The sequence below is a fragment of the Streptomyces sp. NPDC044061 genome, assembly GCF_056434305.1.
The window spans coordinates 1-12,034 of record NZ_JBWKFL010000097.1; the positions used below are offsets into that span (position 1 = coordinate 1).

General features: G+C 66.0%; 9 protein-coding genes and 2 pseudogenes. 5 read left to right on the top strand and 6 right to left on the bottom strand.

What is annotated here, in order from left to right:
• The first annotated feature begins 366 nt into the window (after nt 1–366).
• On the top strand, nt 367–1,731 hold the full coding sequence (locus AC07CM_RS49070) for an ISNCY family transposase (protein ID WP_478883086.1): 1,365 nt from the start codon (nt 367–369) through the stop codon (nt 1,729–1,731).
• Between the two features lie 88 nt (nt 1,732–1,819).
• Here the strand turns inward: AC07CM_RS49070 and AC07CM_RS49075 are convergent, their stop codons facing one another.
• Entirely contained in the window at nt 1,820–2,728 is a 909-nt protein-coding gene (locus tag AC07CM_RS49075; protein WP_478883087.1) for a LysR family transcriptional regulator, read from the bottom strand.
• A gap of 1,153 nt (nt 2,729–3,881) precedes the next feature.
• On the opposite strand from AC07CM_RS49075, the gene AC07CM_RS49080 reads away from it, so the two are divergent.
• Nucleotides 3,882–5,519, top strand: coding sequence for a PucR family transcriptional regulator (locus AC07CM_RS49080; RefSeq protein WP_478883092.1), 1,638 nt, complete (start codon nt 3,882–3,884; stop codon nt 5,517–5,519).
• A 31-nt stretch (nt 5,520–5,550) separates the two neighbouring features.
• On the opposite strand, the pseudogene AC07CM_RS49085 reads toward AC07CM_RS49080, so the two are convergent.
• A pseudogene (locus tag AC07CM_RS49085) lies at nt 5,551–6,382 on the bottom strand (IS5 family transposase); the annotation flags it as partial.
• Nucleotides 6,383–6,621: 239 nt separating this feature from the next.
• On the opposite strand from AC07CM_RS49085, the gene AC07CM_RS49090 reads away from it, so the two are divergent.
• The 3 genes from AC07CM_RS49090 to AC07CM_RS49100 all read left to right on the top strand — a co-directional run bounded on the left by AC07CM_RS49090 (nt 6,622) and on the right by AC07CM_RS49100 (nt 9,230).
• Nucleotides 6,622–6,999, top strand: a complete 378-nt coding sequence (locus AC07CM_RS49090; RefSeq protein WP_478883088.1) for a helix-turn-helix domain-containing protein — start codon at nt 6,622–6,624, stop codon at nt 6,997–6,999.
• A 14-nt stretch (nt 7,000–7,013) separates the two neighbouring features.
• The gene (locus AC07CM_RS49095; protein WP_478883093.1) at nt 7,014–7,679 is read left to right on the top strand and encodes an IS630 family transposase; all 666 of its coding nucleotides are present in this window, start codon (nt 7,014–7,016) and stop codon (nt 7,677–7,679) included.
• A 96-nt stretch (nt 7,680–7,775) separates the two neighbouring features.
• A complete protein-coding gene (locus tag AC07CM_RS49100; RefSeq protein WP_478883089.1) occupies nt 7,776–9,230 on the top strand; it encodes an IS701 family transposase in 1,455 nt (484 codons plus the stop codon).
• A gap of 11 nt (nt 9,231–9,241) precedes the next feature.
• On the opposite strand, the gene AC07CM_RS49105 is transcribed toward AC07CM_RS49100, so the two are convergent.
• From AC07CM_RS49105 to AC07CM_RS49120, 4 genes and pseudogenes are all read right to left on the bottom strand, one after another.
• Nucleotides 9,242–9,769 (bottom strand): transposase, encoded by a 528-nt coding sequence (locus tag AC07CM_RS49105; protein WP_478883090.1) that lies wholly within the window; start codon nt 9,767–9,769, stop codon nt 9,242–9,244.
• Entirely contained in the window at nt 9,766–10,368 is a 603-nt protein-coding gene (locus tag AC07CM_RS49110) for a helix-turn-helix domain-containing protein (RefSeq protein ID WP_478883091.1), read from the bottom strand. Before AC07CM_RS49110 ends, AC07CM_RS49105 begins: the two co-directional genes overlap by 4 nt.
• A gap of 193 nt (nt 10,369–10,561) precedes the next feature.
• A pseudogene (locus AC07CM_RS49115) lies at nt 10,562–11,698 on the bottom strand (ISAzo13 family transposase); the annotation flags it as partial.
• Nucleotides 11,699–11,792: 94 nt separating this feature from the next.
• Nucleotides 11,793–11,942, bottom strand: coding sequence for an HNH endonuclease (locus AC07CM_RS49120; protein ID WP_478883094.1), 150 nt, complete (start codon nt 11,940–11,942; stop codon nt 11,793–11,795).
• Nucleotides 11,943–12,034: the final 92 nt, after the last annotated feature.

Sequence of the window (12,034 nt, forward strand, 5' to 3'; positions counted from 1 at the left end):
GAGCGGGGAGAAATCTGGCCGTACCCGGGGAATCCCGTGGCCATCAGTGGGGCGGTAAATGGCCGCCTATGGGGAGCTTGTCATGGCCGCCGTCAACCGGAAAAGCAGAAACGAATCCTCCCAGCACATCCATCCGGCGTCGCCGAGATTAGATGCCTGATCAGCCGACTCACCGACCGCCGGCCGGTGACTGTCGACCACATCCCGCACTGGCCAGCCTGGCGCCGAAGACGCCAACACCAAGCCCTAGCTACTTGCCCCTGAAGAAGTCCGGGGTGCCTGTGGGTTGTCCCTTGGGGAGAGCTGGTGAGGGCCGGGCTATGGCCGTCACAGTGGGTGCAGGTCTTGGCGGCCGGGGGTGGGGCGATGTTGCGTGTCGCGGGAGTAGAGGACACCTGGTGGGAGGTACTGCTGGAGCAGGCGCGGCAGTTACCCGCCGAGTTGGCTCGGGTGGATGCGTTCTTGGACGACGAGCGATTCATCGCCCCGTGGCGGGCGGTGTTCGCCGAGCGGCTGGGGCGGCCGTCGGTGCCGGTGGAGACGCTGCTGCGGCTGCTGTATCTCAAGCACCGCTACCAGTTGGGTTACGAGACTCTGTGTCGTGAGGTCGCGGACTCGTTGAGCTGGCGCCGGTTCTGCCGCATCCCGCTGGCCTCTCCGGTGCCGCACCCGACAACGCTGATCAAGCTGGTGCGTCGCAGCGGAGCGCAGACGGTGCAAGAGCTGAACGCCGCGCTGCTGGGCAAGCTGGTCGAGGACAAGCTGCTGCGGTGCCGCAAGCTGCGCATCGACACGACCGTGATGGAAGCCGACATCGATCACCCCACGGACGCTGACCTGCTCGAACACGGGGTACGGAAGCTGGGCCGGCTGGTTGGGCGGATCAAGGCGTCGGGGACGGCCAAGCGCACCCGCTTTCGTGATCGCAGCCGGTCAGCGGGGCGCCGTTTGAAGGAGATCTCGCGCACGCTGCGGCGGCGCACCGGCCAGGCGCTGGGCGAGATCGACCGGCTCACCGGTGAAATCGCCGCCGTGGCCCGCGCGACCTTGCGAGACGTGGAGGCGGTGGAGCGCAATGCCCGGCGCGTGCTGGGCAAGCGGCCTTCGGGACGGCTCGCGCACCTGGTGAGCGAGCTGGCCGAGACCGTCGCGGGCACCCGCCGGCTGCTGGAACAGACCGCCCTGCGCCTGGCGGGCATCCGCACCATCCCCGACCGGCTGGTCTCGTTGGCCGATCCCGACGCGCGGCCGATCCGCAAGGGCAAGCCCCAGCACCCCACCCAGTTCGGCTACACCGCCCTCGTGGCCGAGGACGAACGCGGCTTCATCGTCGACCACCAGGTCCAGCGCGGGAATCCGGCCGATGCGCCGCAACTGGTTCCCTCGGTGGAGCGCGCCGCGTCACTGACCAGCCGCCCGCCCGGCACGGTCGTCGCCGACCGCGGCTTCGGCACCGCGGCCAACGACCTCGCCCTGGCCGAACTCGGTGTCCAGCGCATCGGCCTGCAACGTGCTGGAAAACCTGGAAAGGCACGGCGCGAGTACGAGCAAAGTCGCCCATTCCGGCGAATGCGCGACTGGAGAGTCGGCGTCGAGGCCCGTATCAGTCACCTCAAGCGCAGCTTCGGCTTCCGTCGCACACGCCTGCGCCGCCTGGCCGGCGCCCGGACCTGGGCCGGACTGGGGATCTTCGCCTACAACCTCCAGCGGATGACCGTCCTCAGCCGGTGAGGGACATGCACCGACCGGCCAGCTGCACAGCGCCATCCTGCAGCGCCAGCCCGGTCACCAGGCAAAACACTTTTTCAGGGGCAAGTAGCTAGATCCATGTCGCTCGTTGCGCAGTGCTTTCCAAGGTGTCGAGGACAGCGGCCACGGCGGGGGAGTCTCTGCTTCCTTTGCGGACGCAGGTCACGATCTGGCGGGTCGGGGCCGGGTGCCCCTCGAGGGGGATGCGAACGATGCCGTGGTCGCTTCCGATCATCGCTAGGCGGGGGAGCAGGCACACACCGAGCCCGCCGCGGACCAGTGCGACTACCGAGTCCCAAACGCGCGCTTCGTGCACCACTCGAGGACTAAATCCCGCAGCGGCGCAGGCGACGTCAATCAGCGGCTGCTGGTGGGGGTGGGGTGCGATCCACGGTTCGCGAGCGGTCTCGGCCAGTCGGACGGTCCCTCGCTCGGCAAGCCAGTGATCTCGGGACACAATGAGATCCTGAGGATCCTCCAGCAAGGACTTCTGATCGAAGCGGGCATCTTGGACCGGGGGCGTACCCAATACGGGGAGCACCGCTATGTCCGCCCGTTCGGCGAGCAGTCGGCTCAAGCCCTCCTCGACCTCGGTTCCCATGAAAGTGACGGTCAAGCGCGGATGGGATTGCTTGAGGCGGTGCAGCATGGGGACGAGGAGGGCCTGGAAAGCGCCTTCGAAGGCCACGGCGATGGACACGTCCCCGACGGCGCCTCTCGCATGGGCGGCAAGGTCGGCACGGCAGCGCTCCCACGCCTCGGCGATCACATCGCCATGCTCCAGCAGGATGTGCGCGGCTGGCGTTAGGCGCACGCGGCGACCCTCGTGGTGGAGCAGCTCTACACCAAGGTCACGAGTCAGCTGACGCAGCTGTTGCGACACAGCGGAGGGAGTCAAAAACAGAGCGTGAGCAGTAGCGGTGATAGTGCCCTCTTCCCGCAGGATACGGAGCATGTGCAGGCGGCGGAGGTCAATCATGTAGCAATTCTTCACTGCACTGACGCAAAATGTTAAATGGACCTGTCGGTACAACCGTCGCACTCTTACTCTTCAGGTAGGCAGATGACGGTCCCGTACGGGCAGGTCATCCGCGCCGGTGCGCTGCCCGGAGGAGGAACGAGGCAGGTGTCTCCTCGAGTGATCTTGGATGATGACGAGCCGGCGGATACAGCTGCGGTGCTCTATGCCCTGATGCGAGCCGGGGTGTCAACGGCAGTATGCCCGATTCGAGTCAGGAGCACTGGCATGCGCAGACGTTGCGGTATGAGGTGGCATAGGATGCATGGCTCGCACCGCACTGGGCGGTCGCCCGGGCTCCTCCTGTTTCTGGCCGATCTGGGATGGTTTGCCCACTTTGTGGACCGAATATTCGAAGGCCATGCAGCCATGAGCGCTGGGCCGACAAAGACGCGTACGCTACCTACGGCGCGGCAGTATCTGCTCAAGCATCACGAGTACGTCTTACTCAGCCTCGATCCGATGGGCACCTACATGCGCCTCGCACCGCGTCGTGCGCCCGCGGAGACTCCTTACCGTGGGCACCCTCACCGGCACCTTCGAGACCCTCCGAGCTACTTGGCGATGATGGGTGGCCTCGAATGTCGCAAACAGAGACGTGCCCGAACTCGCCTTGCTGCCCCTGCACGTATTTGATGTGCGTGGGCCCTGCACTCACCCCGTGGCTACTCGACCTCCGCGCGTCTGTTACGCCGTGGTCGAGAACAGTGTCCTGCGCTCCATTGCAGACGTTTCAGCTGTTCAATCTCCGCGTCTGATGCGCAATCGTGACCAGGCCTACTTCCACTTCTGCTGGAATGTATGCAGGATAAACGCATCGAATACGAGGTGATCAGCAAGCTGAAAGAGTGGCGAGCCCGCCTCACGACGCGCGTTGCTCGCCCAGCGCGCCCAGCGACGCTGTCCTCGGCAATTCATAGTTTGGGCGGTGAGCCTGCGGATCCAGGCTAGCTCCTGCCGAAGCCGGTCTCACTGCTTGGCAAGCATAAATCATTGTGGAAATCAGTGAAGGGCTGTCCCCATGAGGATATCGGACGGCGTGGCTCAGCAAAGTCTGCTCACGGGCAACGGGCGGGGGAGTGCTAAACCCATCGAGTCCGACGCTGAGGATGGAATGACATCTGGTTCAGGGCTCCTGGTTGAGGCGGCACTGAGACTGCCGCCTCTCAATCGCGGGCGCATCGTAGCCGGCCGTGAGGGAATTCGTACGCGTCACGTCCGCTGGGTCTCCGTCATGGAGGGGCCGGTCGAAGACTTCGTCGCACCGGGGGAGTTCGTGCTGTCCATCGGCGCGGGCTACGATGAAGCAGGCTTTCATCAATTCGCCAGCGAGATCGCAGATGCAGAAGCTGCAGCTCTATGTGTCTGTGTTGGCAAGGGTGCCCCATTCGAAACAGTGCCAACCGGCGTCCTCGAGCTCGGTAACCGGCGGGCGTTCCCAATTATAGAGCTGCCATGGGAGATCCGCTTCGCGGATATTCTCCGCGTACTAGCGGACCGGCTGTTGACGGACCGTTATGCCGCACCTCCGCCGAGCGACCAGCTGCCGGCTGGCCTCACTGGCGCCCTGCTATGCAGGGACGGCCTTTCGGCGGTGACCGAAGCCGTCGAGACAATGATCGGCCGTCCAGTGGTAGTCCTCGACGCTGGACTCGGGCCGCTGTCCTTGGGTTCCCGGGCGCAAGCATTGCTCAGTCCTAGTGAACTGGCTGCACGCATCGCCGACATGCCGGCGGACAAGCAGCAGCAGCTCCGCGCGGAATTCGAGGCGGACGCGATAGTGACACTTCCCCTGACTGAATCACTTGGCCTTCCGACTGTACTGGCCGTGACAGCCAGAGCTCATGACCGGTCATTGGGGTACGTACTTGCCATCGGGGAGGGCCGCAAAGCCAACGGACTTGCCGTGGAACGGCGCGCACTCCAGCACGCAGGCGCCGCCGTTGCTATTGAGCTCCTGCGCCGCCAGGCGGTGGCCGAAGCAGAGGCACGCGTACATGGCGACTTTCTCTGGGAACTCGGCAGCGGTCAGCTCACCACCCAGGAAGTCGCAGCCAAGGCCACCCTGCTTGGATACTCACTCAACCAGCGGTACCGGCTCATCCTCGGGCAGAGCGAACACCAGGAGCACACCAGCCTGCTGAGCCACGTCGTTGATCAAGTACGACGCCGGGGAGGTGGTGAAGACGTCCACGCAACGCACCGAGGACAAGAAATTATGATCCTTGTGCCCGACGATGCAGCGCCCATACTGACCCCCATCAATCTGATCCAGCGTCTAATTGCAGAACTACCTAAGCAGGCTCTCACATGGGGCGTCACCGATCGTCCCGTGACCTTGCGCACCCTGTCAGACGGGCTGTTGCACGCCCGGCGTGCCGCCGAGATCGGACGCGCTTTGCATGGCCCCGGCGCTGTCAGCGATGCTCACACACTAGAGCCATTCTTCATTTTGGCGAGCTTGGCACGCGACTCTGAGGCATCACGCATGGCTACAGCGGCGCTTGACCCGCTAGTCCAGTACGACGCGAACTGTTCAAGTCAGCTTATGCGCACCTTGGAGATTTACATCGACGAGCTTGGCAACACCAGCTCGGCAGCCCGTCGATTGTTCCTGAACCGGCACTCATTGATCTATCGACTCCGAAAAATAGAAGAACTGACCGGCCGTAACCTCGACCGCGCCGAAGACCGACTGATTCTCGACCTCAGCCTCCGGCTTCGCCGGCTGATCGGAGACTCTCCACTCTGAGTGTCGGTGTCGCCGTATGCTACAGACCATTTCATTTGGGGAGTATGCGGTAGCAGATGAGTGTGGCAGCGATCGCGGTGCAGGCCATGAAGTGTTCGGCTTTGCGTTCGTAGCGACGGTGTAGTCGTCGGCATCCGTCGAGCCAGGCGATGGTGCGTTCTACGACCCACCGGTGCCGGCCGAGGCGTTGGGAGTTCTCGACTCCGCGGCGGGCGATGCGTGGTGTGATCCCTCGCATCTGTAACCATCATCGCAGGTGGGGGTAGTCGTATCTCCTGTCTCCGTGGAGTCTCGCCGGACGGCGTCGGCGTGGGCCGCGGCGTGAACGGATGGGCGGTATGCCTCGGACGAGTGGCTGGAAGGCCTGGCTGTCGTGTACGTTGCCGCCGGAGACGCCGATGGAAAGAGGCAGGCCGTTGCGGTCGACGATGAGGTGGATTTTCGATCCACTCTTGCCACGGTCAGTCGGATTCGGTCCCGTCAGCGGCCCCCTTTGACCGCGCGGACGCTGACGGAGTCGATGGCGCACCGCGACCAGTCGAGCTCTCCCTGACCGCCGAGTTCGTCGAGCACCAGGCGGTGCAGTTTGGCCCACACACGAGCCTGGGACCACTCAGTGAACCGCCGGAACGCGCTGACGCCCGATGGCCCGAATCCAGGCGGCAACGGGTTCCATGTACAGCCTGACGTGGCCACGAACACGATCGCGGCCAGAACCTCCCGGTCACCGTGCGACCGACGACGACCGCCGCCCTGCGGTCGTTGTGGCGCCGGAGCACCTGCGCCGGCTGCGACTGGCCGACCCTCTCAAAGAGCTCCCACACACCGTCCGGCGCCAACCGCTCGACAAGCTCGCTCGCCATACAGCCAGCACCCCGCAAGATCACACCAAATGAAATGGCCTGAAACTGTACTAGTAGACTGTCGCGGCTAAGTGTGGTTCTGTTTGGTGGAGTTGACGGTCGGGCACTCTTCCGTCGTCGCTTCACTTCGGCTGGGCGGGGGTGCGGTGTCGCCACGGAAGAAGTATCCGGTTGCCTTGAGTGCTGAGGATCGTCGGGCGTTGGTGCGGGTGACCACGACGGGAGTCCGTAGCGCGTCGATGATCAGGCGGGCGCGGGTGCTGCTCGCGCTGGACACCTCGGTCGGCGAGGTCGATCCGCGGGCGGTGATCGCGGACCGGGTCGGGGTCTCGTGCGACTCGGTCCGCCTGATCTCGAAGCGGTACGCGGAGACCGGCGGCGATGTGTGGGCCACGGTCGGCCGGAAGGAACGCGCACTCCCTCCGGTGCCCTCCGCGGTGACCGGCGAGGTCGAGGCGAGGCTGATCGCGCTGGCATGCTCGACGCCACCCAAGGGACACGCCCGCTGGTCGCTGCGCCTGCTCGAGAAGCACGTCGCGCTGGTCGAGGACATCCCGGATCTGGACCACTCCACGATCGGCCGGGTGTTAAAAAAACGGAACTGCGCCCTCACCTGAAGAAGTGCTGGACCATCCCGCCCACCGCGAACGCGGCCTTCGCCGCGGCGATGGAGGACGTCCTGGCGGTCTACCGCCGCCCCTTCGACCCGGCACGCCCCGTGGTGTGCATGGACGAGAAGCCCTACCAGCTACTCGGCCACGTCCGCGAACCGCTCCCCCCGCGGCCCGGCCGTGACCGCCGCGAGGACAACGAGTACGTCCGCTCGGGGACCTGCTCGATCTTCTGCTGGGTCGAGCCGCTGCGCGGATGGCGACGCGTGGACGCCCAGCCCCGCCGGACCAGGATCGACTGGGCGCACCAGGTCGAACACCTGCTGACCGTGGACCACCCCGACGCCGCCACGGTCGTGCTGGTCATGGACAACCTCAACACCCACACCATCGCCTCGCTCTACGAGGCGTTCGACCCGGGGAAGGCCTTCACGCCGGCCCAGCGCCTGGAGATCCACCACACCCCCAAGCACGGGTCCTGGCTCAACATCGCCGAGATCGAGCTCTCCGCGCTCACCCGCCAGTGCCTGGACCGCCGCATCGACGACCTCGCCGTACTCAACGCCGAACTTGCCGCCTGGCAGCAGCAGACCAACAACGACCAGCGCCAAGTCAACTGGCACTTCACCACCGACGACACACGCGTGAAACTGCGCCACCTCTACCCAACCACACGGCAAAATTAAGCCGCGACAATCTACTAGCGGTGGTTTGTTGACGGCGGGTTCGTGCGGGAGTACGCCGTGAGGTGAAGGCGTCAACTACCGCCGGGAGGGCCTGAGATGACGAAACGGCTGCCGTGTCCGCCCGCGCCGGGTCCACTGGAAGGGTACGCAGTCCGGTTTGATGATCTCTTCGGGACGTTGGCCCAGCGGCGTGGGTTTCGCGAGTACCTGGCCGGGCTCCTGCTGCCCCGGGACCGCAACAAGACGCTGACCTGCCTGGCCGATGCCGAACCGGTGGCCGGCGCCCAGCATGCGGCAGTGCAGCGGCTGCAGTTCTTCCTGTCCGAGTCGACCTGGAGCCAGGAAGAGGTCAATACCCGCCGCCTGGAATTACTGCTGACTGACCCGGCCACCGCCCCGCACCCGGGCGGGGTCCTGGTCATCGATGATTCCGGCGACCGCAAGGACGGGACCGCGACCGCCCACGTGGGCAAGCAGTACCTCGGCTCGGTCGGGAAGATCGACCGTGGCGTGGTCACCGTGACCACCTGCTGGGCGGACGAACGCGTCTATTACCCGGCCCACGCCTGCCCCTATACCCCCGCCCATCACTTCCCTCGCGGCAAAAGCGACCCAGGCTTTCGCACCAAACTGCAGATCGCGGCCGATCTGGCCGCCCAGGCCAAGGCGGCCGGGCTGGTTTTCCGCGCGGTGGCCGCTGACTGCGCCTACAGCGACCAGGACAGCTTCCGCGCCAGCCTGCACGACGCCGGCCTGCCCTTCGTGATGGCTCTCAAGCCCCGGCACGGCACCTGGTCCTACGGCCCCGACACCCACACGCCCGTCGACGCCGCCCGTCTCCTGACCTGGCAGGACCCAGATCATCCCGGAGACTGGTCGCGCATCGAGCGCACGTTCCGCGACGGGCACACCGCCACCTGGTGGGCCGCCGAGGCCCAGCTGGGCTGGTGGGGCCCGGACGGCAACGTCCGCCTGGTGGTGGCCACCGCCGACCCGGCCACCCTGCCGGTCAAGGCGACCTGGTACCTGGCCACCGACCTGCCCCGCCCCAGCTCCCCACGCGCCGCCGAATCGCCCTACCCACCCGCTGCCCTCGCCGAGGTCGTGCGGATCTACGGGCTGCGGCACTGGGTCGAGCAGAGCTACAAACAGGTCAAGGACGAACTTGGCTGGGCAGACTTCCAGGTCCGCTCCGATGCCGCGATCCGCCGCCACCAGACTCTCGTGAACTGCGCGTTCAGCTTCTGCTGGAACACCTGGTTCGCTCCCGACCCGCCCCCGCCTGCCCTGGACGACCCACCACCCGGTCCCAACACACCGTCAGGACCGGCAGAGAGGGGGAGAATCCGGGTCCCAACAGCCCCGACCGACCTGCTGGCCCCAGGCACTGCGAGCCGTCCGTGGCTGGCTGACGCCCTGGGTCACGCTGCAACGCTACTGGCGGGCATGGTCCACGAAACCCCCGCCCACAGCACTACAGGAACTGATCAACGCCGTCGGCAGCGGCAGACCCCTAAACCCCTACATCCCGACCTAACAAACCACCGCTAGTGCTGGATTCCTCAAAGGAAGTACACATAGCGGCGGCGTAAGCGCCTGGTGGGTGGTGCGGGTCTGCCCCAGATCCATGGTCGGGCGCGGGAGTTGAGCTGGTCGGTGGCGACGTCGGTGGCGTGGGTGATGTGGCCTGGGTCGCCGAAGGAGCGTCCGGCCAGGGCGGTCTTGCGGAAGATGCGCCACCAGCCTTCTTGGAGGTTGAGCCAGCAGGCGCCGACAGGGATGAAGACGTGCTTGATGCGTGAGTGGTCCTCGAGCCAGGTGCGGGTGGACACGCTGTTGTGCGAGGACAGGTTGTCCGTGATCACGTAGATGTCCCCGGCGGGGTTGGCTTCCTCGACCAACTGGAGAAACCGCTGGTAGAAGGCGCTGTTGCGGGACGTGGCGGTCATCGTGATCGCTTGACCGTCGCGGACGCGTAAGGCGCCGTAGACCCAGGTTTTCTCCGGCCCGCGGGAGTAGTCGATCTCGTTCTTGATGCGGTGCCCGTCCGGCGACCAGCCCGGTGCCGGTGGGAAAGCACGAGGGATCACCGGGCCGAGTTCGTCGGCGCAGACCACCGTCGCGCCGGCGGGCGGGCTGGTGTAGAGCTCGACGATCCGCGTCCTTTTCCCTCGAAGTCCGGATCCTTCGAGCGCGTCCAGGATCGCGTGCGCCGCCAGCGGACCCCTTCCGCGAGCAGAATCCGGCGCACCTGGGAGCGGCTGACCTCGATGCCCAGGTCCCGGGCCGCGGCGACCAGCGTGTCCAAGGTCCACTCCGAGGGCCCTGACTCGTCCGCGGCCCACATCTCGTTCGACGGCTGCACTTCGAGTCGGCCGGGCGGGGTCTGCTTGACCAGGCCCACGATCCTCGAGCGTTCGGCCTCGGTGATCCTTCGCTTGCGGCCCTGCCCGCCCAGATCCTCCAGGCCCTCCAGCCCCGAGCGGTTGAAGCGATGCAGCCAGCGGCGCACCGTCTTCTGACTGCACCTCAGCTCGCCGGCGATCTGCCGGACCAGCCACCCGTCCCAGCTCAGCTCCACCATCCGGCACCGCTCCACTACATCCTTCGGCGCCTTTCTGGCCGACGCCAGACGGTGGACCACCGCTTGCTCGCCCTCGTCACGGTCCGGCCGTGCCCTCAGCACCATGTCCCAGCACCCGCCCCCGAGTACCGCAACCGCCCCGCTACCAGCAGCTATACCCACCGAAAGCGGAATCCAGCACTAGTCATCTGCACGATGGTGGGTTGCTGCCCGAATCTCGGGAGTTGTGGGCAGATCCGGACGGAGGCCGCCGAACGGTACAGCGCCGGATCCTGCAACGCTAAGGGCGCGCAGAAAATCAACACGCTGATTTGATCTTCCTCGGCGTCTGGCTGCCGTACCTGTCGAGGTGGGTAGCGATGTCCGTCGGAGTGCGGAATCTGGCTGTTGACGGCGGGATCGTGTGGCCAGACTTGGCCAGGAGGGGTTGTACTTCCTGGATAGCGCGGGTGAGGGTGCTCCTGTCAACGGCGAAGAGCTGGGCGAGCAGGTTGTGGGTGCCGAGTTTGCGCAGGTAGAGCACGGTGGCCAGAATCCGATCGGCGTCGGAGAGTTTGTCCTTGGGGCCCCCACCGCGCGTCCGGCGGCGTTCGCCGCCCCGTCGCTCGTGGCGGAGCTGCTCTCGCTGTTCGGCCAGCGCGGGGATCAAATCGTTGAGCACGGTGTCCATTTCATGGATGCTCATGCCGGTCAGCTCCGGGTCCCGGAGCGTGGAGCCGTCGAGGTGGGCCGGTCCAACAGCCGGCCGTGCGGTGGGCGCGACGGTTTCGGGTTCCGTCCTCGGGCCTGGAGCGGGCGGGATTTCGGCGGGATGGAGCGTGTAATTCCAGTCTCCGTGGAAGCGGTGCCTGCTCATCGCCAGGGCGTCGATCTCGGCGTCGGTGACCTTGATGCCAGTGTCGTAGGTGTTGGTGTCGAGTTCGGCCTCGACCCGGAGCCCAGTGCGGGTGCTGGTGGTCGCGATGGTATTCACGATGACGTCGTGGCTGGTCAGCGGTCTGCCGCGCCAGTTCATGGAGATGTGGGAAAACAGCCGGTGCTCCACTTGGTTCCACTTCGATGTGCCGGGGGGCATGTGGCACACCGTGATCTGTAGGCCTGTCTCGGCGGCCAGGGCTGCGAGTTCGCTCTTCCACGCGCGGGTGCGGTAGCCGTTGGAGCCGCCAGCGTCTGCGGTGATCAGCAGCCGTGCGGCGTGCGGGTAGTCGTGCCGGCCACGGGCATGCCACCAGCGGCGGATCGAGGCGACAGCGAAGGCCGCGGTGTCGTGGTCGCACCCGACGTTGACCCAGCCGGTATTCGCGGCGATGTCGTAGATCCCGTACGGTATCGCCTTGCCCGGCCCCTGCCGGTCGAGGAAGGCGTGCGTCTTGACCTTCACCGGCTCGCCTTGAGGCTGCCACTCGCGCCCGGCGTTCTTGTACTCCCCGACCAATGAGGTAGGCCGTTGGGCGAGGCGTGAGCCCGACCCAGCGGCCCCCTCCCGAACCGGACGTGCTCGCTTTCCGAGCATCACGGCTCTCCAGTGACTACTGCGTGGGTGTCGCGGTTGGCTGTCCGCTGTGGATCGCTGCGTGGCATCCGGCGCAGACCACGAGGGTCTTTCTGCGTCGTTTGGCCATGAGCTGGTCCCATGCCGGCTGCGGCTGGCCCGGCCGTTGGAGGTCGGCAAGCTTCAGGGCTCCGTCGTTCTCGCGGTTGGCCCTGGAGCTGCGGGTATGGACCCGTTATCCCAAGTCGGCGGTGGTGGGCGGTTGGTGACGGGCGACGG

Excerpts from the sequence above, each read along its gene's own strand:
- AC07CM_RS49080 (WP_478883092.1), top strand. The coding sequence starts at position 3,882 with ATGACATCTGGTTCAGGGCTCCTGGTTGAGGCGGCACTGAGACTGCCG.
- AC07CM_RS49075 (WP_478883087.1), bottom strand. The coding sequence starts at position 2,728 with ATGATTGACCTCCGCCGCCTGCACATGCTCCGTATCCTGCGGGAAGAG.
- AC07CM_RS49070 (WP_478883086.1), top strand. The coding sequence starts at position 367 with ATGTTGCGTGTCGCGGGAGTAGAGGACACCTGGTGGGAGGTACTGCTG.
- AC07CM_RS49090 (WP_478883088.1), top strand. The coding sequence starts at position 6,622 with ATGATCAGGCGGGCGCGGGTGCTGCTCGCGCTGGACACCTCGGTCGGC.
- AC07CM_RS49100 (WP_478883089.1), top strand. The coding sequence starts at position 7,776 with ATGACGAAACGGCTGCCGTGTCCGCCCGCGCCGGGTCCACTGGAAGGG.
- AC07CM_RS49110 (WP_478883091.1), bottom strand. The coding sequence starts at position 10,368 with ATGGTGCTGAGGGCACGGCCGGACCGTGACGAGGGCGAGCAAGCGGTG.